The organism is Pseudomonas sp. rhizo66, from assembly GCF_031931925.1.
In the GTDB taxonomy this organism is placed as follows: Bacteria; Pseudomonadota; Gammaproteobacteria; order Pseudomonadales; family Pseudomonadaceae; genus Aquipseudomonas.
This window is the reverse complement of the sequence record NZ_JAUJWZ010000010.1, coordinates 122,849-146,432: the sequence shown is the minus strand read 5'-3', so window position 1 is coordinate 146,432 and position 23,584 is coordinate 122,849. Positions and strand designations below refer to the sequence as shown.

26 protein-coding genes are annotated in these 23,584 nt (G+C 60.1%); 10 read left to right on the top strand and 16 right to left on the bottom strand.

Going from position 1 to position 23,584, the window contains the following annotated elements; all coding sequences use genetic code 11:
- Nucleotides 1-71 precede the first annotated feature (71 nt).
- From QZR14_RS14155 to QZR14_RS14140, 4 genes are all read right to left on the bottom strand, one after another.
- Entirely contained in the window at nucleotides 72-989 is a 918-nt protein-coding gene (locus QZR14_RS14155; protein WP_311996904.1) for a biotin-dependent carboxyltransferase family protein, read from the bottom strand.
- Nucleotides 986-1,690, bottom strand: a complete 705-nt coding sequence (locus tag QZR14_RS14150; protein ID WP_311996903.1) for a 5-oxoprolinase subunit B family protein — start codon at nucleotides 1,688-1,690, stop codon at nucleotides 986-988. The genes QZR14_RS14155 and QZR14_RS14150 overlap by 4 nt, the downstream gene beginning before the upstream one ends.
- On the bottom strand, nucleotides 1,687-2,439 hold the full coding sequence (locus tag QZR14_RS14145; protein WP_311996902.1) for a 5-oxoprolinase subunit PxpA: 753 nt from the start codon (nucleotides 2,437-2,439) through the stop codon (nucleotides 1,687-1,689). Before QZR14_RS14145 ends, QZR14_RS14150 begins: the two co-directional genes overlap by 4 nt.
- Nucleotides 2,440-2,501: 62 nt before the next feature.
- On the bottom strand, nucleotides 2,502-3,788 hold the full coding sequence (locus QZR14_RS14140) for an MFS transporter (RefSeq protein WP_311996901.1): 1,287 nt from the start codon (nucleotides 3,786-3,788) through the stop codon (nucleotides 2,502-2,504).
- A 159-nt stretch (nucleotides 3,789-3,947) separates the two neighbouring features.
- Between QZR14_RS14140 and QZR14_RS14135 the strand changes: the two genes are divergently transcribed.
- Nucleotides 3,948-4,859: a LysR family transcriptional regulator gene (locus QZR14_RS14135; RefSeq protein ID WP_250603561.1), complete on the top strand. Its 912-nt coding sequence runs from the start codon at nucleotides 3,948-3,950 to the stop codon at nucleotides 4,857-4,859.
- A 109-nt stretch (nucleotides 4,860-4,968) separates the two neighbouring features.
- Here QZR14_RS14135 and QZR14_RS14130 read toward each other — a convergent pair whose 3' ends face one another.
- Genes QZR14_RS14130 through QZR14_RS14120 form a run of 3 tightly spaced genes read right to left on the bottom strand, consistent with a single transcriptional unit; the run spans nucleotide 4,969 to nucleotide 6,813 of the window.
- Nucleotides 4,969-5,511, bottom strand: coding sequence for a DUF2937 family protein (locus QZR14_RS14130; protein ID WP_034153178.1), 543 nt, complete (start codon nucleotides 5,509-5,511; stop codon nucleotides 4,969-4,971).
- Between the two features lie 12 nt (nucleotides 5,512-5,523).
- Nucleotides 5,524-6,300, bottom strand: a complete 777-nt coding sequence (locus tag QZR14_RS14125; RefSeq protein ID WP_007911322.1) for a class II glutamine amidotransferase — start codon at nucleotides 6,298-6,300, stop codon at nucleotides 5,524-5,526.
- A gap of 15 nt (nucleotides 6,301-6,315) precedes the next feature.
- A complete protein-coding gene (locus tag QZR14_RS14120) occupies nucleotides 6,316-6,813 on the bottom strand; it encodes an MFS transporter (RefSeq protein ID WP_250603560.1) in 498 nt (165 codons plus the stop codon).
- Nucleotides 6,814-7,039: 226 nt separating this feature from the next.
- On the opposite strand from QZR14_RS14120, the gene QZR14_RS14115 reads away from it, so the two are divergent.
- Together QZR14_RS14115 and QZR14_RS14110 are read left to right on the top strand one after the other, a co-directional pair.
- Complete coding sequence (locus QZR14_RS14115; RefSeq protein WP_311996900.1) at nucleotides 7,040-9,094, top strand: S9 family peptidase; 2,055 nt, start codon at nucleotides 7,040-7,042, stop codon at nucleotides 9,092-9,094.
- A gap of 194 nt (nucleotides 9,095-9,288) precedes the next feature.
- Entirely contained in the window at nucleotides 9,289-9,762 is a 474-nt protein-coding gene (locus tag QZR14_RS14110; RefSeq protein ID WP_250603558.1) for a Crp/Fnr family transcriptional regulator, read from the top strand.
- Here QZR14_RS14110 and QZR14_RS14105 read toward each other — a convergent pair.
- Nucleotides 9,759-10,043: a hypothetical protein gene (locus tag QZR14_RS14105; protein WP_122600660.1), complete on the bottom strand. Its 285-nt coding sequence runs from the start codon at nucleotides 10,041-10,043 to the stop codon at nucleotides 9,759-9,761. The genes QZR14_RS14110 and QZR14_RS14105 overlap by 4 nt on opposite strands.
- Nucleotides 10,044-10,122: 79 nt before the next feature.
- Here QZR14_RS14105 and QZR14_RS14100 point away from each other — a divergent pair, with 79 nt between their 5' ends.
- From QZR14_RS14100 to QZR14_RS14085, 4 genes are all read left to right on the top strand, one after another.
- Complete coding sequence (locus tag QZR14_RS14100; protein WP_311996899.1) at nucleotides 10,123-10,809, top strand: spermidine synthase; 687 nt, start codon at nucleotides 10,123-10,125, stop codon at nucleotides 10,807-10,809.
- 48 nt (nucleotides 10,810-10,857) lie between these two features.
- The gene (locus QZR14_RS14095; protein ID WP_007911336.1) at nucleotides 10,858-11,229 is read left to right on the top strand and encodes a YajD family HNH nuclease; all 372 of its coding nucleotides are present in this window, start codon (nucleotides 10,858-10,860) and stop codon (nucleotides 11,227-11,229) included.
- Nucleotides 11,230-11,360: 131 nt separating this feature from the next.
- Entirely contained in the window at nucleotides 11,361-11,831 is a 471-nt protein-coding gene (locus QZR14_RS14090; RefSeq protein WP_311996898.1) for an RNA methyltransferase, read from the top strand.
- 81 nt (nucleotides 11,832-11,912) lie between these two features.
- A complete protein-coding gene (locus tag QZR14_RS14085) occupies nucleotides 11,913-12,290 on the top strand; it encodes a YgaP family membrane protein (protein WP_007911338.1) in 378 nt (125 codons plus the stop codon).
- 95 nt (nucleotides 12,291-12,385) lie between these two features.
- On the opposite strand, the gene QZR14_RS14080 is transcribed toward QZR14_RS14085, so the two are convergent.
- Both QZR14_RS14080 and QZR14_RS14075 read right to left on the bottom strand, forming a co-directional pair.
- Entirely contained in the window at nucleotides 12,386-13,615 is a 1,230-nt protein-coding gene (locus tag QZR14_RS14080; protein ID WP_311996897.1) for a hypothetical protein, read from the bottom strand.
- A gap of 35 nt (nucleotides 13,616-13,650) precedes the next feature.
- On the bottom strand, nucleotides 13,651-14,100 hold the full coding sequence (locus tag QZR14_RS14075; RefSeq protein ID WP_003222605.1) for a YcgN family cysteine cluster protein: 450 nt from the start codon (nucleotides 14,098-14,100) through the stop codon (nucleotides 13,651-13,653).
- Nucleotides 14,101-14,379: 279 nt separating this feature from the next.
- On the opposite strand from QZR14_RS14075, the gene QZR14_RS14070 reads away from it, so the two are divergent.
- Complete coding sequence (locus QZR14_RS14070; protein WP_311996896.1) at nucleotides 14,380-14,973, top strand: nitroreductase family protein; 594 nt, start codon at nucleotides 14,380-14,382, stop codon at nucleotides 14,971-14,973.
- Nucleotides 14,974-15,098: 125 nt separating this feature from the next.
- Here the strand turns inward: QZR14_RS14070 and QZR14_RS14065 are convergent, their stop codons facing one another.
- The 4 genes from QZR14_RS14065 to QZR14_RS14050 all read right to left on the bottom strand — a co-directional run bounded on the left by QZR14_RS14065 (nucleotide 15,099) and on the right by QZR14_RS14050 (nucleotide 19,372).
- Nucleotides 15,099-16,031 (bottom strand): D-2-hydroxyacid dehydrogenase, encoded by a 933-nt coding sequence (locus QZR14_RS14065; protein WP_034153168.1) that lies wholly within the window; start codon nucleotides 16,029-16,031, stop codon nucleotides 15,099-15,101.
- A 104-nt stretch (nucleotides 16,032-16,135) separates the two neighbouring features.
- Nucleotides 16,136-16,429, bottom strand: coding sequence for a YcgL domain-containing protein (locus QZR14_RS14060; RefSeq protein ID WP_122608866.1), 294 nt, complete (start codon nucleotides 16,427-16,429; stop codon nucleotides 16,136-16,138).
- Nucleotides 16,426-17,559 carry a ribonuclease D gene (gene rnd / locus QZR14_RS14055; protein WP_123452454.1) on the bottom strand — a complete coding sequence of 378 codons (1,134 nt, stop codon included), beginning with the start codon at nucleotides 17,557-17,559 and terminating at the stop codon, nucleotides 16,426-16,428. Before rnd ends, QZR14_RS14060 begins: the two co-directional genes overlap by 4 nt.
- Nucleotides 17,560-17,722: 163 nt before the next feature.
- The gene (locus QZR14_RS14050; protein ID WP_311996895.1) at nucleotides 17,723-19,372 is read right to left on the bottom strand and encodes a phosphoethanolamine transferase; all 1,650 of its coding nucleotides are present in this window, start codon (nucleotides 19,370-19,372) and stop codon (nucleotides 17,723-17,725) included.
- Nucleotides 19,373-19,776: 404 nt separating this feature from the next.
- On the opposite strand from QZR14_RS14050, the gene QZR14_RS14045 reads away from it, so the two are divergent.
- Both QZR14_RS14045 and QZR14_RS14040 read left to right on the top strand, forming a co-directional pair.
- Entirely contained in the window at nucleotides 19,777-20,961 is a 1,185-nt protein-coding gene (locus QZR14_RS14045) for a cyanate transporter (protein WP_311996894.1), read from the top strand.
- 185 nt (nucleotides 20,962-21,146) lie between these two features.
- Nucleotides 21,147-22,082: a LysR family transcriptional regulator gene (locus tag QZR14_RS14040; RefSeq protein WP_250603545.1), complete on the top strand. Its 936-nt coding sequence runs from the start codon at nucleotides 21,147-21,149 to the stop codon at nucleotides 22,080-22,082.
- 3 nt (nucleotides 22,083-22,085) lie between these two features.
- On the opposite strand, the gene QZR14_RS14035 is transcribed toward QZR14_RS14040, so the two are convergent.
- Together QZR14_RS14035 and QZR14_RS14030 are read right to left on the bottom strand one after the other, a co-directional pair.
- Nucleotides 22,086-22,451 (bottom strand): 5-carboxymethyl-2-hydroxymuconate Delta-isomerase, encoded by a 366-nt coding sequence (locus tag QZR14_RS14035; protein ID WP_311996893.1) that lies wholly within the window; start codon nucleotides 22,449-22,451, stop codon nucleotides 22,086-22,088.
- Between the two features lie 167 nt (nucleotides 22,452-22,618).
- Nucleotides 22,619-23,539 carry a LysR substrate-binding domain-containing protein gene (locus QZR14_RS14030; protein WP_311996892.1) on the bottom strand — a complete coding sequence of 307 codons (921 nt, stop codon included), beginning with the start codon at nucleotides 23,537-23,539 and terminating at the stop codon, nucleotides 22,619-22,621.
- Between the last annotated feature and the right edge of the window lie 45 nt (nucleotides 23,540-23,584).

The window sequence follows — 23,584 nt, the reverse complement described above, 5'->3', positions numbered from 1 at the left end:
CGACGCGTGATGTAGGGCGACTTACCAAAGTGTCAGGAAACGTCTCGGTCTTCAGTCCGAAATACGGTCAATTACAAGTAGGACTTCAGGTAGTTGATATGGTCTTGCCATGCACGCTCTTGCATGACTGGCGTGAACCGCACCCTGTCACCCGGGAGACATTGCGCCAGCCTCGCCAGGGCCAAGGGTGTCAGCGCCCCCAAGCGTGGATAACCACCAATGGTCTGACGATCATTGAGCAACACGATCGGTTGCCCGTCCGGCGGCACCTGCACCGCCCCGAGTGGAATGCCTTCGGAAATCATCGGTTGCCCCTGATAGTGCAAGGCGCTGCCCAACAAGCGAATGCCCATGCGATCTGCGCGACTGTCCACAGCCCAGGTCGTGTTGAACACATCAAACAGGCTCTGCCCGCTGAACTGGCCAATCTGCGCGCCGAGTACCAGATCCAGCGGCGCATTCGATTTCAAATCCAGCCGTAACGCCAAAGGCACTTCGCGAAGCAACACCGCTTCACCGCGATAACTCAGCGCCGCCTCCTTGGCCAACGGCAAGCCCAGGCCATCCAGACCGCCGAACCCTTCGCGCATCACTGTCGCGCTGCTGCCCAAGACCTTGGGGGCCTCGAAGCCGCCGGGCGCCGCCAGATAAGCCCGGGCACCGAGCAACGGCTGCGTGAACAGCAACTTCTGTCCTTTACCCAACTTGAAACTGCGCCACGGCGCCAGCGGTTGACCGTCGATCTGCGCGCCAAGATCTGCGCCAGCCAAGGCCAGCCAACACGCCTCCTCGGCCACCACGGCAAAGCCGCCGAGGGTGATTTCGATCACCGTTGCATCCAGCTCGTTGCCGAGCAACCAATTGGCCCAGCCCATCGAACACCAATCCGCCGCGCCGCCCTGGGTGACGCCCAGATGCCGCACGCCGAAACGTCCCGCGTCCTGCAACAGGCACAGCGGCGTACTCGCTTCAATTGTCAGTCGGCTCATGCCAGTGCCTCCAGTGGCGTGTCATCACCGCCCAGATTGATGAACTCGGCATGACTGACCGCTTCGAATCGCACCGTGTCACCCGGTTGCATCAGGCTGTAGCCATCGCGATCGCGGTCGAACAGTTTTGCCGGGGTGCGGCCAATCAGGTTCCAGCCACCGGGGGATACCACCGGGTAGGCCGCCGTTTGCCGCTCGGCAATGCCGACGCTGCCGGCAGCGACTTTCTTGCGGGGTGTGTTCAGACGTGGCGCGGCCAGAACCTCTTCGACCAGTCCCATGAAGGCGAAGCCCGGGGCAAAACCGAGGGCGAACACCTGATACTCCCGCGCACTGTGCCGCCGGATCACCTCCGCCAGCGCCAGACCGCTGCGCTCGGCGAGCAAGCTCAACTCAGGGCCGACGCTCAAGTCATACCAGACCGGCAGCACATGGCACTGGCCAGCGGCTCGCGCATTCGGCGACAGGTCGATCAACGCTTCGGCGATCAATTCCCGCGCCTGGTTCGGGCTCAGTGCAGTCAGATCGTAGTGCACCATCAACGTCGTATAGGACGGCACCAGATCAATCAGTTGCTTGCCGAATGCCGCACGCAAACGCTCACTGGCAGCGAGCATCCACGGCATGTTGGCTTCGGCGATTTCATCGAACAGACGCAGCATCAGACAATCCAGTGCCACCACTTCAACCCTTGGGTTCATGAGGCACGCTGCTGATTCAAGGCCTCGCGAATGCGCTGCACGGCGGCTACTGAACTGGCATTGTCGCCATGTACGCAGAGGGTATTGGCATGCAGAAGCAAGGCGCTGCCGTCGCTGGCGGTGAGGTTGTCGCCACGGGCGATGGTCAGGGCCTGCTCGATGATTTTCTCCGGGTCGTGATGCACCGCGCCCGGCAGTTGCCGTGAAACCAGTTTGCCGGCGCTGTCGTAAGCGCGGTCGGCGAAGGCTTCGAACCACAGGGTCACGCCATACTCATCGCCGATCTGCTGCGCTGCCGAATTGTCGCGGGTGGCCATCAGCATCAACGGCAGGCTGCGGTCGTAAGCGGCTACCGCCTGAATCACCGCACGCAATTGCGCCGGGTTGGCCATCATGTCGTTGTACATCGCGCCATGGGGTTTGACGTAACTGACGCGCCCGCCCTGGGCTTTGCAGATGCCGTCGAGGGCGCCGATCTGGTAATGCAGAATGTCTTGCAGCTCTTGCGCCGAATACGCCATGGAGCGGCGACCGAAACCGACCAGATCCTGATAAGCCGGGTGTGCACCGATCTGCACGCCGTGGCTCAACGCCAGGCTGACGGTCTTGCGCATGATGCCTGGGTCGCCAGCGTGGAACCCGCAGGCCACGTTGGCGCAATCGATGAAGGGCATGACCTCGGCGTCCAGACCCATGGTCCAGCTGCCGAAGCTCTCGCCAATGTCGCAATTCAATAGCAGGCGGCTCACGGTGAACACTCCTGTAGGTGCTTGTCTTCTTATCTGTAGGACTGTGCTTCGCAGGTTATCAGTTACTGCGCATCGAGTTGCTTGCCGCGGGTTTCCGGCAGGCTCAACGCCGCGATAATCACCACGCCGTAAGACACCGCTGCAAAGGCGCCAATGCCGACGCTCAACGGTACTTTCTGGCTGAGCAGGCCGATCAGCAGCGGAAACAAGGCCGCCAACGCGCGGCCGATGTTGTAGCAAAAGCCCTGCCCCGAGCCGCGAATTCGCGTAGGAAACAGTTCAGTCAGAAACGCGCCCATACCGCTGAAAATCCCCGAGGCGAAGAAGCCCAGCGGAAAGCCCAGCCACAGCATCACACCATTGCTCACCGGCAGTTGCGTATAGAGCAGAACGATGGTGAACGAGCCGACCGCAAAGAGAATGAAGTTCTTCTTACGCCCCAGCAGGTCGGTGAGATAAGCACTGATCACGTAGCCGACGTAGGAGCCGACAATCACCATCGCCAGATATCCACCGGTGCCGAGTACGCTCAAGCCGCGCTCGTTTTTCAGGAAGGTCGGCAGCCAGGAAGTGATCGCGTAATAGCCGCCCAGCGCACCGGTGGTCAGCAGTGAAGCGCGAAACGTGGTGAAGAGCATGCCGGGCGCGAAGATCTCGTAGAATTTCGATTGAGTCTCCGGCGTTTGTTGGGCCTTGGCTTCGCGATAGATCTCCGGATCCTTCACCAGACGACGGACAAAAATCACAAAAATTGCCGGCACGATGCCGAGGATGAACAGTGCGCGCCAGGCATCTTCCGGCGGCAGCACCGAGAACAGCAGCGCATACAGAATCGCCGTCAGTCCCCAGCCCAGTGCCCAACCGGATTGCACCATGCCTACCGCTTTGCCACGGTCCTTGGCGCGGATCACCTCACCGATCAGTACCGCGCCAGCGGTCCATTCGCCGCCGAATCCGAAGCCCATCAACGTGCGCGCGATCAGCAGTTGTTCGTAGTTTTGCGCGAAGCCGCAGAGAAAAGTGAAGAAGGCGAACCACAACACGGTGAGTTGCAGGGTGCGCACGCGACCGATGCGGTCAGAGAGAATCCCCGCCACCCAGCCGCCAATGGCCGAAGCAATCAACGTGCTGGTGTGAATCAGCCCCGCTTCACCAGTGGTGATGCCCCAAATGGCAATCAGTGTCGGCACGACAAAGCTGAGCATCTGCGTGTCCATGCCGTCCAGACCGTAGCCGATCTTGCAGCTCCAGAACGTGCGGCGCTCCTGCTGGTTGATGTTGCGATACCAATCGAACGGCCCCGGACGCGCCGTTGCCTTGGGGACTTCTAGGGTGTCGGGAGCACGCATGGCTTATCTCCGCAGGTTTTTTATTGGTCTTGTTCGTAGCCCCGACGACGCCTATCGTGGGGACCGGATGCGTCGATTTTTCGTCGCGCGGCCCTGCTGCGTCCAACGAATAAAAACCCGCCTTAGCCATAAGAAAAATTTGTCACACGAGCCTTGCCCATGAACCTGAAGTTTCTCGAGACCTTTGTCTGGGTCGCCCGACTGAAGAGTTTTCGCCTGACCGCCGACAAGCTGTTCACCACTCAGGCGTCGATTTCCAGCCGCATTGCGGTGCTGGAAGGCGAGCTGGGGGTGAAGCTGTTTCTGCGCGATTCACGCGGTGTCAGCCTGACGCCCGAAGGCCTGAAAGTGCTGGAGTATGCCGAGCAGATGCTCGACACGATGTCTGCACTCAAGCAATCGATCGAGACCCGCTCGAGCAAGGTCGGCCGTGTACGTATCGGCGTGATGGACACGGTGATTCACACTTGGCTCAGCCCGTTGGTGGCGCAGATGACCGATCTGTATCCACGGGTCGAAATCGAGCTGGTGGCGGATACCTCGCTGAACCTCTGCGATCAGTTGCAAAAAGGCTTTCTCGACATCGTTCTGCAAACCGACCTGATCCGCCATGAAAGCGTGCGCAGTCTGGAGTTGGCCAGTCATCCGCTGGGCTGGATTGTTGCGAGCAATTCGATATACAACCGCGATTACGCCGACCTCGCCGAACTGGCGCAGGAACGGATCATCACCTACTCGAAAAACTCCCGGCCGCACCAGGATCTTCTCGCATTGATGCAGGCCAATGGCGTACTGGCGCCACGCTTGAACTGCGTGAATTCGGTGTCAGCGATCACGCGGTTGCTGCGCGATGGTTTTGGGATTGGCGTGTTGCCACCGGTGTTAGTGGCTGAGGAATTGGCGCGGGGCGAGTTGACCTTGCTCGCCATCGATCAGCGCCCGCCGAACCTGCAGGTGGTGGTGTCGTGGCGGGTGGGCGTTGAGTGGGTCGAGGAGATTGTGACGTTGTGTCAGCAGGTGCTGGAAGGTTATGCGCGCAAGGTGGGCAAGGACTACATCGCGTTAAGTTGATCGTTCCTACGCTCTGCGTGGGAATGCAGCCCGGGACGCTCCGCGTCCCTCGAAAGCCGAACGCGGAGCGTCCGTTGAGGCATTCCCACGCAGAGCGTGGGAACGATCATCAGAGGCCGCGCACGTCGCGGTCTTCGATCGGCCGGCTCTGGCGCAGGCGGCGGCCACCGAGAACGACCCAGTCGATCAAGCGGAACAGGCACTCGATGCCGAACGACAGCAACAGCGCACCGCTCATGCCCCAGATCATGGCTTCCGGGGTCAGCAGGATCTGGTAGCTGTAACCGTTCCAGGTTTCCTTGCGAATGTCCGGATCGGCGGCCAGCACCACTTGCAGAAAACGGATGTACCACGGGCCCTGCATCGCCTGGAACTGCTTGTCCAACGCCACCTGACGCGTGAGCAAGGTGTTCAGACTGTCGGCGTCGCTGCGGAAGATCGGATCTTCACTGGCGCGGTAATGCGCGACCAGCGCCTGCATATCGCCCTTGAAAAACTGCTCGGCCGTGCCCTGAAAGCCGCGCAGGCCGGTCTGCGCCTCGATCAGGTGCGCCTCGACACGTTTGGCGTAATCGTTGATGAACCCCGGCACCTGGACACCGATCAACAGGCCCGCCGCAAACAACACCAGCCGTACATAACTGAGCAACATGAGGTGCAATCCTTATTCGGTCTTGCCCTGACTGACGCATTCGCCGCGTCGCCACAGGCTCCATTGGCCCGGTTCGTAGCGGGTCCAGGTTTCGTTTTCGGTCAAAGGCTCGGTGGCGATCACCGTGACCACGTCGTTGGGCGTGGTTTCCGCCTGGAAATCGACAATCACGTCGACATCCTTCAGACGCGCCGGGCCGAACGGTGCACGGCGGGTGATCTGTGCGAGTTTGGTCGAGCAATAGCAGAACAGCCAGTCGCCATCGCTGAGCAAGCAGTTGAACACGCCTTTGCTGCGGTACTCGGCGCACGCGGCGACCAGATCCGGCAGCAGTTCTTCTATATCGACCGGTTCTGGGAATGCTGCACGCACGCGGTTGAGCAAATCGCAGAACGCCGCTTCGCTGTCGGTATCGCCCACCGGGCGGTAAAAGCTTTTGATCGGAGTGAAGTCGGCAAGCTGGCCGTTGTGCGCAAAGCACCAGTTGCGCCCCCACAGTTCGCGGACGAACGGGTGGGTGTTGGACAGGCAGACCTTGCCGACGTTGGCCTGACGGATGTGGCCGATGACCACTTCGCTCTTGATCGGATAGCGCTGCACCAGATTGGCGACTTCCGATTCGCAACTCGCCGCCGGGTCCTGAAACAGGCGCAAGCCGCGCCCTTCATAGAAGGCAATGCCCCAGCCGTCGCGGTGCGGGCCGGTGCGACCGCCGCGCTGCATCAGGCCGGTGAAGCTGAACACGATATCGGTCGGCACGTTGGCACTCATGCCCAGTAATTCACACATGTGCGGACTCTCGGGTTACAGGCGCGGCTCGACCCGCATGCGCTGCGGATTGTTCGGCACTGGCGGGCGACCGTAGCGGTCATCACCGGCGCCGCCGAACGGTTGATCGTCGTCGCGGTCATCGGCGCGAGCGGCGGCCTTGGCGGCTTCTGCCTGTTCACGACGCGCACGGGAAGCACGCTCGATCGGGAAGCGGATCAGCACGAAAATCAGGTAGATGCCGAACGCGATCATGCCGTACATGAACAGATCGGAGACCGCCCGCCAGGCGTTGTTGCCGACCTTGAAGGCCAGATCCAGTGCAGTGATGGCGATGGACGGCGCAACCTTGGCCTTCACCGGATCAATGATGGTCGGGCTGAACAGCAACACCGCCATCAACACCCGCAACGGTTCGCGCAACCAGCGCCACATCCAGGTGGTCAGGCGCATCCATACCAACAGGCAGCCCACAGCGGCAAAGGCGTAGAGGCCCCAGGCGATCAGATAGTCGTTCTCGGTCATGGTGTCCATGGCAAGGCAGGCAAAGAGGCGCTTATAGTAACGACTTTTCGCCCGCCAGGCTTGTCCCAATAGACACACGACCTGTGGGAGCGAGCCTGCTCGCGAATACGGACTGTCAGTTGAAACATTGTTGTCTGACCCACCGCTTTCGCGAGCAGGCTCGCTCCCACAAGGGTCTGCGACGGTTTCAAGCGCTGCGAAAACCCTATTTCCGAACTTTGTCCGAGAGCCTTCCATGCCCCAATCCGCCAACGTCATCAGTGCCCCGATTGCCCACAAGGCGCCTGGTGCCGACCCGTATGCCTGGCTGCAGGAGCGCGACACCGACGCGGTGCTCGATTACCTCAAGGCCGAAAACGCCTGGCAGGAAGCGCAAACCGCCGATCAGGCCGATTTGCGTGAAAGCCTGTTTGAAGAGATCAAGGGCCGGATGCTTGAAACCGATCTGTCCCTGCCCTCGCCTTGGGGGCCCTACCTGTATTACACGCGCACCACGGCGGGCGACGAATACGCCCGGCACTACCGCTGCCCGCGTCCGGCGGACGACAGCCTGACCCTCGACGAAAGTCGCGAACAACTGCTGCTTGACCCCAATGTACTGGCCAATGGCGGTTTCTTCTCACTGGGCGCTTTCAGCATCAGCCCGGACCACCAGCGTCTGGCCTACAGCGTCGACGCCTCGGGGGATGAGATTTACACGTTGTTCGTCAAGGAACTGGCCAACGACAAAGTCAGCGAGCTGGAATTTCAGGACTGCGATGGCAGCATGACCTGGGCCAACGACAGCCTGACCCTGTTTTTCGGCGTACTCGACGTCACCCATCGCCCACACAAACTGTTCCGCTATCGCCTCGACGGTACCGCGGCCGAAGAGGTGTTCCACGAGCCGGACGGGCGTTTCTTCCTGCACTGCTACCGCTCCAGTTCCGAACAGCAATTGCTGTTGTCGCTGGGCAGCAAGACCACCAGCGAAGTCTGGGCGCTCGACGCCCACCAGCCGCACCTGCCGTTCACCTGCCTGGCGCCACGGGTCGAAGATCATGAATACGATGTCGATCACGGCCTGCTTGATGGCGTGTGGACATGGTTTATCCGCACCAACCGTGACGGCATCAACTACGCCCTGTACCAAGCGCCGGACACCGGCACCGCGCCGACTGAGGCCGAGTGGCAAAACCTGATCCCCCACAGCGATACGGTGATGCTCGACGGCGTCAGCCTCAACACCGAGGCGATGACCCTGAGCTTGCGCGAAGGTGGTCTGCCGATAATCGAAGTTCACCCACACGGTCTGGCGCCTTATCGCGTGCAATTGCCGGACGCGGCCTACAGCCTCTATGTGCAAAACAGTCTGGAATTTGAGAGCGGCCGCATTCGCCTGCGCTACGAGGCGTTGAACCGCCCGGCGCAGGTGCGCCAACTGATCCTCGCCAGCGGCGAGCAAACGGTGTTGAAAGAAACCCCGGTGCTCGGCCCGTTCGACGCCGACGCTTACGTCAGCCAGCGTCTGTGGGCGACGGCGCCGGACGGCACGCAGGTGCCGATCAGCCTGGTGATGAAGCGCGAAATGGTCGGCCAGGCAGTGCCGCTGTACCTGTACGGTTACGGCGCTTACGGTTCGAGTCTTGATCCGTGGTTCTCCCACGCGCGCCTGAGCCTTTTGGATCGTGGCATGGCCTTCGCCATTGCTCACGTGCGTGGCGGCGGTGAACTGGGCGAAGCCTGGTACCGCGCCGGCAAGCAGGAACACAAGCACAACACCTTCAGCGACTTCATTGCTTGCGCCGAGTTCTTGATCCTCAACGGCATCACCACTGCGGAAAAACTGGCAATCAGCGGCGGCAGCGCCGGTGGTTTGCTGATCGGCGCCGTGCTTAACCAGCGTCCGGATCTGTTCGGCGTGGCGATTGCTGAAGTGCCGTTCGTCGACGTGCTCAACACCATGCTCGACCCGGAGCTTCCGCTGACCGTCACCGAGTACGACGAGTGGGGCAATCCCGAAGAGCCGGAGGTTTACGAGCGGATCAAGGCTTATGCGCCGTACGAAAACGTCAGCGCGCAGAATTACCCGGCGACGCTGGTGATCGCCGGCTACAACGACAGCCGCGTGCAGTACTGGGAAGCGGCCAAGTGGGTGGCGAAATTGCGTGCGACCAAAACCGACAACAATGTGCTGCTGCTCAAGACGGAACTGGGCGCCGGGCATGGCGGGATGAGCGGGCGTTATCAGGGATTACGTGACGTAGCGCTCGAATATGCATTTGTGTTCAAGGTTTTGGGCCTGGTCTGAGGAACTCCGTCGGTCACTTGGGTCTTAATTGCAGACCCAAGAGGCCGATACCCCACAGATCCCTGTAAGAGCTGCCGAAGGCTGCGATCTTTTGATTTTTTGAAAGGCAAGATCAAAAGATCGCAGCCTTCGGCAGCTCCTACATAGGGACCGTGTGAAGCCTGAAACAGTGAAAACAAAAAGACCGTGACGACATGTCAGAACCGACCTTCCTGAACAACGAAATCCGCGACTGGCTGATGGACTGCGGCCTCTTCGATCAATTGCAACTGGCTGACTTTGCGGCCGCTGCCGGCTACTTCAGCATCAGCACCGTGGCCGAAGGCGAAGCGATTTTCCGCGAGGGCGATGCCGGCAGTTTCATGTGCATCCTCCACACCGGCCAGGTCGCCGTGCAGAAAACCGGGCCCGATGGTCAGGTGATCACCATGGCCACCCTACGCAGCGGTCGGGCGTTCGGTGAAATGGCTGTGCTTGATGGTGAGCGACGTTCGGCCACCTGCATTGCCGCGAGTAACTGCCAACTGCTGAACCTGGGCAAGGATTCGCTGGAAAAAATGCTCAACGACGCGCCGAAAATCGCCGCGAAGATCATCCGCGCCCTCGCCGTGTCCCTGTCGAAACGACTGCGCATGGCCGACGGCCAACTGGCGGCGCAACAGGTTTAACCGCCGGGGGATTTAGCCTTGGTGCCGCTCGGTTCAATGCCTGGCACCGGTTGATCCTTGCTCGGCGGGCTGGGCATTTCGATCGGTACCAGCGGTGGGCTGCCGCTGCCGGCGCCGGACTTGGGAATGTTGATTGGCGTGATCTGCGGGTACGGCGTCGGTGTCGCAGTGCCGGGCGAACCGGGCTGCGGCGCCGGGCTTACCGGAATGGCTTGCTGCGCCTGCACTGCAGTAATCGAGAGCGCGGCCAGGGCAATGACCGTTAGAATGGTGCGCTTCATCAAGGGCTCCGTTTGGCCTTAGTCTGCACTCAGGCTACTCCCAACGGGCCTGCTTGCCTTCCCCCTTGTAGAGATTTCCATGAAACGTTTCGTTCTGCTCGACACCACCCCGATCCCTGAAAGCGGCGGTGCCCTGTGCCTGTTCGAATATGGCGAGGATTTCGTCATCAAGATCCAGGGCGGCGATGGCGGGCAATTGATGAACACGCGCATGCATGGCTCCGAAGACGCGCTGGCCGAGATCCCTTGCCGCAAGGTCGCCGGCCGACCGGATTCGCGGGTGTTGATCGGTGGCCTGGGCATGGGCTTCACCCTCGCCTCCGCGCTGAAGCATCTGGGCAAGACCGCTGAAGTAGTGGTCGCTGAGCTGGTGCCTGGGGTAGTTGAGTGGAACCGTGGCCCGCTCGGGGAAAAGTCCGGTCGGCCACTGCTTGATCCACGCACGGTGATCCGCCAGGACGATGTGGCCAATGTGCTGCAAAGTGAGCCGAACGGTTTCGACGCGATCATGCTCGACGTCGACAACGGCCCCGAAGGCCTGACCCAGAAGACCAACAGCTGGTTGTATTCGGCCGCCGGCCTGAATGCCTGCGCCAAAGCCCTGCGCCCCAAAGGTGTGCTCGCCGTGTGGTCGGCCAGTGCTGACCGGCAGTTTTCCGACAAATTGAAGAAGGCCGGTTTCAAGGCCGAAGAAGTCCAGGTCTTCGCCCACGGCAACAAGGGCACCCGCCACACGATCTGGATTGCCGAGAAGCTCAAAGGCTGAGCTAAACTCTGCCCATAACCGTCATCAGTCTTTTACAAAGGTGAACCCATGAGTTCGTCCACCCCAACCAATACGTCGAAGCTGGATCGCATCCTCGCCGACAACCAGCGCGACAAGGAAATGGGCTACCGCGACAAGGCCCTGAAAATGTACCCGCACGTCTGTGGCCGCTGCACCCGGGAATTTTCCGGCAAGCGTCTGAGCGAACTGACCGTGCACCACCGCGACCACAACCACGACAACAACCCGCAAGACGGTTCGAACTGGGAATTGTTGTGCCTGTATTGCCACGACAACGAACACTCGCGCTACACCGATCAGCAGTATTTCAGCGAAGGCTCGCTGAGCACGCCGAAGATCGCCAAGGCCACGCACAACCCGTTTGCCGCCCTGGCCGGGTTGATGAAAAAAGAAGATTAAAAGCAAAAGATCGCAGCCTTCGGCAGCTCCTACAGGGTGTACGCCATCCAACTGTAGGAGCTGCCGAAGGCTGCGATCTTTTGATCTTATCCCCGTATAATCGCGCTCTTTTTCCCGAAGGCACCCCGCTCGTGGCAGACAAACGGTACAGCTGCATTGGTTTGTATAACCCCAAATCACCGGAAAACGTCGGTTCGGTGATGCGCGCCGCAGGCTGCTATGGCGTGGCCTCGGTGTTCTACACCGGCAAGCGATATGAACGCGCCGCCGACTTCGTCACTGACACCAAACGCGTGCACTACGACATCCCGCTGATCGGCATCGATGATCTGAAAAAGATCCTCCCGCTCAACTGCGTGCCCGTCGCTGTGGAGCTGGTCGAGGGCGCCCGACCGCTGCCGGAATACACCCACCCGGATCGCGCCCTGTACATCTTCGGCCCGGAAGACGGTTCGCTCGATAAAGAGATCCGCGACTGGTGCGAAGACGTCGTGTACATCCCGACCACCGGCTGCATGAACCTCGCCGCCACGGTCAACGTCGTGCTCTACGACCGCATGACCAAGGGCTTGAACACCCGCTCCGGGCCGAAATTCCGCTGAAGCGTCGCACATCCGATGGAACGAGCTGACCGCTCTGGCAGTCAGCTTGTTTATCCATTATTCATTGCCTGGAGAAAGATCATGACCGAACTCAAACGTGTCGAACGTATCGAATCCACCCCGTTCCAGAGCCGTTCCGAGCAGAACGTCGAAGGCTGGGAGCGCATCGGCTCGCTGGCTGGCGGCGTGATCATGGTCGGCAAGGGCCTGCGCCGTGGCGGGGTGTTCGGGTTGATTCAGGTAGCGATTGGCGGTGTGGCCATGGCGCGCGGGATTACCGGGCACAGCTCGGTGAAGAGCCTGATCGAGAAGAGCCGTCAGGACATGAACAATGTGCGGGCGAAGATCGAGCGGGCCGGGGAAGAACTGAGCAAGCTCAAGGCCAATGCCGAGGCGGCGACCAGCACCGCTACCGTGACCGGCAATGATTCAGTGAAATCGCCGAAAGCCGGGGTTTGATAGCTTAAAAGCAAAAGATCGCAGCCTTCGGCAGCTCCTACAGGGAAAACGCATTCCACAGGTAGGAGCTGCCGAAGGCTGCGATCTTTTGATCTTTACTGTAGCAACGCGGTATCAAGGACTTTCGAGGACTCGCCCAGCACGCTCTCGGCCAGTTGCACAAACGCCTTGGTGCTCACCGTCCCCAAATGCATCGCCCCGCGCAACACATCATCCAGCGAGCGCTTGTTGCGCGTCTTCAGGCGAATCTCGCCATCCAGTTCCTGCAATAGCACCACCGCTTTCGCCACTTGCGCCGGGCTGATCTGCTCGCCGCGCAACGTCGTGACCTTCTGGCCATCCCTGGCCAGTTTCGCCTGTAACGCCTGATAACGGTCATCGCTCATGCCGCCGGCACGGCGCACCAGTTCAATGGCGTAATACTCGGCAAAACCCTCACTGATCCAGTCGCTGCGCTGCTCGTCGTTGATCCGCCCGAACACCTGCGCCAGCTCACGCACCAAAGCGCTGCTGCCACTTTCGCTGACCAGCGGCAATCGCGTGTTCACGTAGATGGATTCATGGGCACCGAGGCTGCCGCGCCACATCGGGTCATTGGCGCCGACGACCAACAGTTTCGCGGGATGGCGTGGATAAACCGCCTGCACCTGCGGCCAGACGAATGTCAGCAGGGTCAGCACGTCCATCCGGCGCATGCCCTGCCCTTGCGGCGAGGCCACGGTGACTTCGGTTTCGCCCAGGCGCGTACGGCGGCTGCCGAGGTGGCCAGCGAGCATCCACCCGGTCGGACGGTCGAACAGGGGTGACGGGTTGTCGATACGAAATTTGTTTTTGCCGATGCGTGGCCAGGCGGTTTCGATGCTTTTCCAGCCATCGGGCAATTCGAATTGCAGGCGCGCGACCAGTTCAGTGCCGTCTTGCTGATCGAGTTTGGCTGGCGGCACCAGTTCATCGCCACGCATCAACGCCCAGTTCGGGGTCATGCGGGTGTCGAAACTGCCGTTCTTGCGCCCGTGGCTGATGCGCACACGGTAAGTCAGGCTGGCCTTGTCACTGGTCGGGCGCCAGACGCCCCGTGCGTTTTTGCCCGGGGTCAGCAGCCATTGGCCGTCAGCCTTGAAATCGCTGTAATGGCTGCCGTCGCCAAGGTCGAAATCGAGACTGCGCACCGCCTCGCCTTTGGCCAGGGTCAGGCGCACCTCGGCCTGATCGCTTTGCGGCAACAGGCGCACGTGATAATCCAGATCGACTTTCTTCGCCGCCCACACCGGGGCGCTCAGCGCCAGCAGCGCCATCATCAACGCTCGCTGCAGTCCGACAGCCATACACACTCCTTGGTAAAGCTTGAATCAGCAGGTATTCAGCCCGCGCGGAAAATCAGGTGATCTTCCCAGTCATCCTCCGGCACGCTGCCCTCGGCGAGCATGCGCCCGGATTGTGAGATCCGCTCATGGTGCACCGCATCGCGATCGCCACACACCAGGTGGTGCCACAACGGCAGATCCTTGCCTTCGCTGACCAGTCGATACCCGCAGGTCGGCGGCAGCCATTTGAACTCTTCGGCCTGACCCGGGGTGAGCTGGATGCAGTCAGGGACAAACTTGATGCGGTTCGGGTAATCGCTGCACTGGCAGGTTTTCAAGTCCAGCAGTTTGCAGGCGATGCGCGTGTAATAAACGCTGTTGTCCTCTTCATCCTCGAGCTTTTGCAGGCAGCACAGACCACAGCCATCGCACAGCGATTCCCATTCCTCGTGATCGAGTTGATCGAGGGTTTTGCGTTTCCAGAACGGTTCGACTTTGGCGGCCATGGCTCAAGCATCAACATCAGGTGGTGAAAAGGCCGCCAGTCTAGTGCCCAAGGCCTTGCGGGCCAAGCGCTGGCGACTGCCGGTTGCGCAGGACTTGTCAGTTTTTGTGGCGGCGGGTAGCTTTGCCAGTCGCAAGGAGCCTTGCCCGCAAGCCATTAACGCTCGACCGCGTTGCATTGTGGTGAACCCTCAGGCTCGGAAAACCCCATCGTTCAGCGCAACTGATCCCGCCGGGTTTTCATTCAAATCCCTGACTCAAACGTAGCAAGGAATCTCTTGATGAGTGCCAACCCTCGCGTTGCCGATTACGCCATTCACCCGCAATTCACCGACCGCTGGTCGCCGCGCGCCTTCACCGGCGAAGCGATCCCGGAAGAAACCCTGCTGAGCTTCTTTGAAGCGGCACGCTGGGCGCCCTCGGCGTACAACTCGCAGCCTTGGCGTTTCCTTTATGCGCGTCGCGATACGCCGAACTGGGAGCGCTACCTGGGTCTGCTCAACGAATTCAACCGTAGCTGGGCGCAGCACGCATCGGCGCTGGTCATCGTGATTTCGAAAACCACGTTCATTGCACCGGGTGCGACGGAAGAAACCCCGGCGCTGTGGCACACCTTCGACACCGGTTCGGCGTGGGGCCACCTGGCGCTGCAAGCGAGCATCAGTGGCTGGCACACCCACGGCATGGCCGGGTTCGATCAGGATCTGACGCGCAAAGAGCTGAACATTCCTGAAGGTTACGCGCTGCATGCGGCGGTGGCCGTTGGCAAACTCGGTGACAAGGCCACGCTGGCTGAATACCTGCAGGCCCGTGAAGAGCCGAGCCCGCGCCGCCCGCTGAACGAATTGGCGGCGGAAGGTGACTTCACCTTATAAAAGCCTGCACAAAAATAAAGTGGGAGCGAGCCTGCTCGCGAAAGCGGTGTGTCAGACAACGATGATGTTGGCTGACACTCCCCCTTCGCGAGCAGGCTCGCTCCCACATTTTATTCGGCGAACACTCAATATCCGCGGTTGAAATCCACTTCCCCGCGCAACGCTTCACCCGCCTGATACGCCTTCAGGTTCTCGACAAACAGCTGCACCATCAACGCCGGTGACGTCGGTGCCGAGCTATGCCCGGTCAGCAGCAAGCCCCACGCAGTCCAGAATGGATGGCGCTGCGGCAGGGGCTCCTGACGGCAAACGTCGATCACCGCGCCTGCCAGATGGCCTTCCTTCAATGCTTCCACCAGATCGGCATCGACCACCGCGACACCGCGCCCGGCATTGATGAACAACCCGGTCGGCTTGAATTGCTTGAACAGCGCCGCGTCGTAGATATCGTGGGTGTGTTCGGTGTTCGGCAGCAGATTAACCACGTAATCCACTTCGCCCACCAGTCGCGGCAGGTCAGCCATCGAGCCGACTTCGACAAACGGCGCCTGCTCACGGGCGCTGCTGGCAATACCGTACAGCTCGATGCCGAACGGCAGCAGGAACTGCGCCACGCTCTGGCCGATGTCGCCAGTGCCGACGATCAGCACTTTGCGCCCGACCAGGCTCTGGCCGCTGCGGTTGTCCCATTTGCGTTCGACCTGGCTGACCAGTCGCGCCAGCACTTCACGCTCATGGCCGAGGATGTAGGTCAGCACGTACTCGGCCATCACCTGACCGAAAATCCCCACCGCGCGGGTCAAGCGGTAATCGCGGCGCAAGCCGTCAGCGAGCAACGGCGTGATACCGGCCCAGGTCGATTGCAGCCATTGTGGTTGATGGCCCTGACGCAACAGGGTCGCCAGCAAGTCCGGTTGTCCCAGCCACACCGGGCAATCGGCGGCCTGACGGGCCAGCTCCGCGGAGTCACCGCTGGTCAGTACTTCAAGCTCGGGTGCTGCCTGACGCAGCAGCCGGGCGTATATCGCGTGGTCGTGTTCGGCAATCAGAACGCGCATCTTCAAACCTTTCGCAAACCGTGCAGACGGCCGCCGGATTCGGCTGGCCATCGCGGTAAAAACAGTTCCAGGGTAAACCGAGACTCAGAACAGAGCCTCGCAGATCAGACCGGGTCGTTGCGTCGCAGCAACTCTTCGGGCAAGTGCTCGATGTACTCGTCCTCGGCCGGCGGCATTTGCAGGTGGTAGCCCTGCTTGTCGAGGTTTTCCAGGACCACGACGATGTCCTCGCTGGCCAGTTTGCGCTCGGGCGACAGCACCAGGTCGAAGGCATGCTTCGGCTTGCCGAACGCCAGCATCAGCGCCTCCGGCACACGCTCCAGGGCATCACTTTTGAGCACATAAAGGTACATGCCGCTGCGCTTGGAGCTTTGGTAGATGGAACAAATACGTTTCAAGGCTGTTCTCCGGCGGTGGCCAGGCTGTCGAGCAGCTTCTGACCCATGAGTTCGCGGCGCCAGCCACGCAACGACTCAGGCAATTGGTAAGGACCCTCGGGAAAGCCGCTTTTGACCAGGGCTTCGAGGGTTTTCTTGCGCAGCATCAGTTCCGGGGCAATGCCCAGACGCTCGGCCTCAGCCTGGCCCAATGCGCGCAGTTGTTTGATCAATGCTGCGGCTTCGATCGGCAATGGCTCCGGTACGGCGGGCGGCCATTGATCAGGCCCCACACTGCCAGAGCGCTTGATCAGATCAAGCAGAAATTGGCCGTCCTGACGCACGGTACGCGGGTGCATGTCTTCGATCTTGCCCAACGCCGCGAGGTTGTCCGGTTGTGTGCGGGCCAGCGGCCACAGCGAATGCTCGCGGACGATGCGGTTACGCGGCAGATCGCGGGCGCGGGCTTCCTTTTCCCGCCAGGCGCACAGCTCACGCAGAACCGCCAGTTGCGCACGGGAGAGTTTCCACGCCAGTTTGGCCTCGCGATAGACCTCGTACGGGTCGGTTTCACGGCGCAGGTTGGCGACCAGTTCAGCGCCGTCCTCCAGCACCCAGGCGAATTTGTCGTCAGACAGTTTCGGCCGCAGCTGTACGAAAACCTCCGCCAGATGCACGGCATCTTCGGCGGCGTAGCTGATTTGCGTGTCGGACAGCGGACGCTGCAACCAGTCGGAACGGGTCTCGCCCTTCGGCAGTTCGATGCCCAACACTTCCTGCACCAGCCGCGAATAGCCCATCGAGAACCCGAGGTTCAGGTAAGCGGCGGCCAGTTGCGTGTCGAACATCGGCGCCGGCAGGCTGCCGGTCAGGCGCAACAGCACTTCGAGGTCTTCACTGCAGGCGTGCAGGACTTTGAGCACCGCCGGGTTCTCCAGCAGCGCAGCCAGCGGTTGCCAGGCATTGATGGTCAGCGGATCGATCAGGTAGGCGCGTTTGCCGTCGCCCACCTGCAACAGGCCGGCAATCGGGTAGAAGGTGTCGACCCGCATGAATTCGGTGTCGAGGGCAACGAACGGCAGCTGCTGCCACTCGGCGCAAAACTGCGCGAGGCTTTCGTTGTCGCGAATCCAGTGAATATCGATGGCCACACGGCTCTCCCTTGAAGAATGGCGCGCAGTATATATCGCCACTGGCGATTTACGCGCCTGCGAAGGGCAAGAGCTGTAACGAAATGTCCTGCCCAAGGGAAAGAATAGTCTGACAGAGGATAAGGACAGCTCCGTCGCGTCAGAACGACGGAGCCGATTGGCCTCAGTCCTTGGCGAGCACGCCGTCGATCACCGCACCACGGCAACCGGCAAACATGTCCAGACCCGGCTGATAGACCTTGCTCTTGACCTCGAGCAGGCCAAGCATCGAGTGGAACAGGTTGTCCTGGCTCAGCGGTTTGTCGCGGCTCATTTGCAGGCAATGGGTGTCGACCGAATAAGCCTTCTGATAGTTATTGGAGAACCACGCCAGCATCGCTACATGCTTTTGTTGTTCAGGCGCCAGCATGTAAGGCGTGCCATGCAGGAACAAGTTGTACTCGCCCAGCGACTCGCCGTGGTCCGACAGATACAACATGGCGGTATCGACTTTGTCCTGATTGCTGCGCAATAGATCGATCAGGCTCGACAGCACATGGTCGGTATACACCAGCGTGTTGTCGTAACCGTTGACGATACTTTCACGGCTGCAATTGTTCAGCGCATTACTTTCACACACCGGGGTGAAGTGTTCGTATTCCTTCGGATAACGCTTGAAGTATTCAGGGCCGTGACTGCCCATCTGGTGCAGGACCAGCACGGTGTCCTTGTCCAGATGATCGATGAAGCTTTGCAGGCCTTGCAGGAGAATCTCGTCGCGGCACTCGCTGTTGGCACACAGCGCCGGGTCTTTCAGGTTGCTGACATCTTGCAGGGTGACTCGATCGCAAGTGCCTTTGCAGCCGGACTGGTTGTCGCGCCAGATCACGTCGATACCGGCACGCTTGAGTACATCGAGCAGACCTTCCTCATTCTTCGCCTTACTGGCGTCGTAATCCTTGCGGCCCATGTTGGAGAACATGCACGGCACCGATACCGCCGTTTCCGTCCCGCAGGAATGCACGTCAGTAAAAGCGATCAGCCCGGCTTCCTTATCAAGTGTCGGCGTGGTGTCACGGTGGTAACCGAGGATGCCGAAGTTCTCCGCCCGGGCACTTTCACCCACCACCAGCACAGTCAGGGATTTACGCGGTTGAAATTTAAAATCCGGGTTGCGCTCGGCGTCCTCGCCGATCTTGATGAAAGGCTGCCGCGCCGAGACCACTTGCTCACGTAGATAACCCGCCGAAGCGCCGATGTAATTGCTGGGCACCAGCATCAGGCGAATTTCGTGGTGATTGCGAAACAGCGAAGACAAGCCCTGATAGTTGGCCAGTGCCACCCCGCCAATCACCGCCGCCGAGGCGACACTGACTATAACTTTGCTGAACAACTCACGGTGCCAGCGACGATAGTTGACTGGAACTTTCCATAACAACCAGGATGGCAAAACACCGAGCAGCAGAATATAAGCAAACAACTTCAACGAGAGCAGATCGCGCACTTCCGTTGCATTGGTTTCGGCAAAGTTGCGAAACATGCCGGCGTCAATCATGACGCCATATTGGCCCATGAAGTAAGCCACACCGGCGCTGATCAGAAATATCAGGGTCAGCAGTGGTTTGAGCAACGGGCGGAAAGCCAGAAGCGTCAGCACGATGTTGAATGCCGCGAGGATCATCACCCCGAACGCCACGCGCATGGCGATGCCCTTGCCATCGGCGGCGGTGATCTCGAACAGGTGCTGCCAGAGGACAACATTGCAGCCGATTAAAAGAAAGGCACTGGCAATCAACGTCACCCATTCCGGGCGCACGGCTTTTAACTTCAACATAGAAGGGGCGATTCCTGAAAAGAAGAGCCTCGGCCAATGAGCGAATATTCAATTGTGAAAGTTTCATTAACTTAGGCACGACAAACTTTAAGCAGGCAACCATCAATTTTTTGTGAAAAAGACGCCAACGATTAGTTGGCTTTCGGCAATGCGATGAAACTTGCGAAGTATTTGAGAATGGTTCAGGTTCTATTCAGCAGACAATGCGCCCTCTGTAGGAGCTGCCGCAGGCTGCGATCTTTGATCTTGATCTTTAAAGCCAGATCAAAAGATCGCAGCCTCGTTGCACTCGACAGCTCCTACAGGGATCGGTATTTGATTTTTAAAAAGGGCTGTGGATTTTCTGGTTTGCCCGACACAAGCGGTTCCGCGCTTAATCATCTGCCCCGCTCAAAGGTCTGATGATGGAAAACGTCCGCGCCACCGCTCGCCCCGCTGCCTGGTTGATGCTCGCGATCATGCTCGTCGCCCTCAATCTGCGTCCGTCGATGGCGGCCGTCGGCCCGTTACTGTGGGCCATTCGCGCTGACATCCCGCTGAGTTTCAGCGTCGCGTCGCTGCTGACCATGCTGCCGGTGATGGCCATGGGGCTGGCGATGTTTTTCGGCCTTGGCATCAGTCAGCGGCTGGGCGAACAACGGACGGTGTGGCTGTCCTTGCTGATCATTGGCCTGGCGACGTTGTCACGGCTGTTTATCGAGTCGGCGCCCCTGTTAATCGTTAGCGCGGTGCTGGCCGGCCTCGGCATTGCGTTGATTCAGGCGTTGATGCCGGCGCTGATCAAATCGCGCTTCGCCGACAATGTCGCGCTGTGCATGGGTTTATATGTCACTTCGATCATGGCTGGCGCGGCTATTGCGGCCTCGTTCGCACCGCTGGTGATGGTGCAAACCGGGAGCTGGCGCAGCGGTTTGGCGATCTGGGCGATCCTCGCATTCATCGCGCTGTTGTTCTGGAGGTCGCAACGCCGCCAGCAGTCCTCCACGGTGACGGCGACAATCGGAAAAGATTCGTTCTTCAGCCATTCCCGTGCCTGGTTGCTGGCCATCTTCTTTGGCCTGGGAACAGCGTCCTACACCTGCGTGCTGGCCTGGCTCGCGCCGTATTACGTGGAAAAAGGCTGGAGCGAACAAAACGCCGGGCTGCTGTTAGGCTTTCTGACGGCCATGGAAGTGATTTCCGGTCTGGTGGTTCCTGCTATCGCCAATCGCAGCCGGGACCGGCGCGTGATTCTGATGACGTTGTTGGCGCTGATCATCGCCGGGTTTTGCGGCCTGATTGTCAGCCCGCAACAATTCAGCCTGCTGTGGCCATGCCTGTTGGGTTTGGGTATTGGCGGTTTGTTTCCGATGAGCCTGATCGTCTCGCTTGATCACCTCGACAACCCGCAACGCGCCGGTGGCCTGACCGCCTTCGTGCAAGGTATCGGCTACCTGATTGCTGGCCTCTCTCCGCTGCTGGCAGGAATGATCCGCGATCAACTCGGTAGCTTCGAATGGGCGTGGTGGTCGTTGACCGCGGTAATGGTGATGATGCTGCTGATGGTGTGGCGCTTCGATCCCCGGCATTACGCAAGGCACTTTTCCTGATCGGGCTAAAGGCCTCTGGCCATCTTTGTGCGGTTTGACACGTGACGTCGTGTTAGTAAAAGTTTCTGTCCCACAACTGACTGTGAAACGTCCTACAGGGCTTTGTCCTGGCACCATCGTTCCGTTAGGATCATTCGCACACGTTTGCGCGGATTCAGCGCAAGGAGCACAGCGGGACGGAACGGATGCTGAACAGTAACTTGCTTCGAAAGCTCGACATGCAGGATCTCATGGTGTTTATCGCTGTTTATGAGCAGAGCAGCGTCACCGATGTGTCGGAAACCCTGTTCGTCAGCCAGTCCACGGTCAGTTACTGTTTGAAAAAACTGCGCACCAGTTTCGAAGACGAACTGTTTATCAACACCCGCACCGGCATGCGTCCGACCTACAAGGCCAGCACCATGTACGGCCATGTGCAGAAGATCCTCGAAAGCATCAACCTCTGCCACGCCGGTGCCCCCACGTTCGACCCGACCCGACAAGCCGTCACCTTCAACATCTGCGCCCCGGAATACTTCGAGCAACTGATCCTGCCGCGTCTGTTGAAGCGTTTCGACTTCGACGATTTGCCGGTGATGGTCAACATGCACAAGTTCGAGACCGACGTCCCGGCGGATGAGCTGCGCGACGGCAGCCTCGATCTGGTGATCAGCTTCGGCCCCAACTTCCACCGTCATCACGCTGACCTGAAATCACAAATGCTGCTGGAGGACGATCTGGTCTGCGTCTTCGACAAACGTGCCACGCCACTGGAGCCGCGCCTGAGCCTGCAAGCCTTTACCGAACGCCGGCATGTGTTCCCGACGCCGTGGACGTCGACCACCAACATGGTCGATGGCTGGCTGGCGCGGCAGGCGCAGAAGCGTCAGATCGTCGCGCGCTCGAACAGCTACAGCGCGGCATTGAAAATGATCACGGGGACCGACTTCATCCTCACCCTGCCCCGCCGCATCCAGCGCTTGCTGACCAACGAGGCCGTGTTCAATCACTGCGAGGCGCCAAACGGCCTGCCGGGCTTCACCCTCGACATGCAGTGGAGCCAGAGCGTTGATCAGGACAGCGCCAACCTCTGGTTGCGCGAGCAGGTGGTCAAGGTGTGCGGCGAACTCGAAGCAGCCTGATTCCTACACGCCAATGGCGGTTTTGCTGTAGGACTCACGGTCCATGTCGACCAGTTCGACACACAACTGCACCTCGACACCGGCCGGCCATTCGCACAGGTCCTGCAAGACTGCCAACAGGCTTTCTGACAACTGCTTCTTGATCTGCGGTGAACGCCCGCTGAGCAGCGCCAGCTTCACATAGACGAAGGCGCGCTCGGCCATCGCGGTACCGACCTTGAAGGTCTCGACTTTCACCGCACGGCTCTTGATATCGAACTCCGCCGCGAACTGACCGGAGCCCACCAAGGTGTTGTTGAACCGCATCAACGCGACGTCGGCGTTCAACTGCGGCAGGTTGGCGGTGTATTCCATGTGCAGGTGTGGCATTGCAGGTCCCCGGTGGTTGGCAGAAAGGTCGTACGTATAGCACATGCAGCTCATCACTAATCCCTGTAGGAGCTGTCGAGTGAAACGAGGCTGCGATCTTTTGATCTTGAGATTTGAAGATCAAAAGATCGCCGCGTGCCGCAGCTCCTGCAGGGGAGTGTTGTAGCTCAGGATGGCGTCAGTGGCCGTTCGCTCATGAACTGCTCCAGCCTGGAACGCAACCAGCGCTCCGCCGGATCGCTGTCCACATGACTGAGCCAGACCATCGACAGGTCCAGCGTCGGCGTCTTGAACGGAAACGGTTCCTTGAACAGTAACCCGGAGGCCGCCATGGCGGCGGCGGTGTAATCCGGCAGACTGGCGATCAGGTCGGTGCCGGCCAGCAGTGCCGGCAATGCGCTGTATTGCGGCACCGACAGCACCACCTGACGGGTACGACCCAGCTCTGCCAGCCACTCATCCGCAAACCCACTGACGTTGGCCGTGTGCGAAACCAGTACGTGGGGGCGCGCGCAATATTCATCCAGCGTCAGCGGTGTATCGCTGGCGTCGGCGCGCAGGATGCTGGGCTGGATGTGCCGCAGCAGTTTGCGCTTGGCATTGGCCGGCAAGCCACGGGTCTGGCTGATGCCAACCGTGATATCACCCGCCGCGAGCAGATCGGGAATACGCCAGTAATCGACGTGTTGCACCACGAACACCACGTTCGGCGCTTCCTGACGCAGCACACGCAACAGCGGCGGCAGCAGGCCGAACTCGACGTCATCGGACAGACCGATGCGAAACGTCATGGTGCTCACGGCCGGGTCGAAATCACGGGTCAGGCTCAGTGCAACCGACAGTGAATCCAGCGCAGGCTTGAGATGGCGGAAAATATCCTCGGCACGAGCCGTCGGTTCCATGCGGTGGCCGACGCGGATAAACAGTGGATCGTTAAGCATGGTGCGCAAGCGATTGAGCGCCGAGCTGATAGTCGGCTGGCCGAGAAACAACTTCTCGGCCGCCCGGGTCACGTTGCGTTCGAGCATCAAGGTCTCGAACACCACCATCAGGTTGATGTCGGCCTTGCGAAGTTCATTGCGGTTCATCCATTGCCCCCTGCCCCCCGGAATACCGGCAGTGTAGAAAGGCTG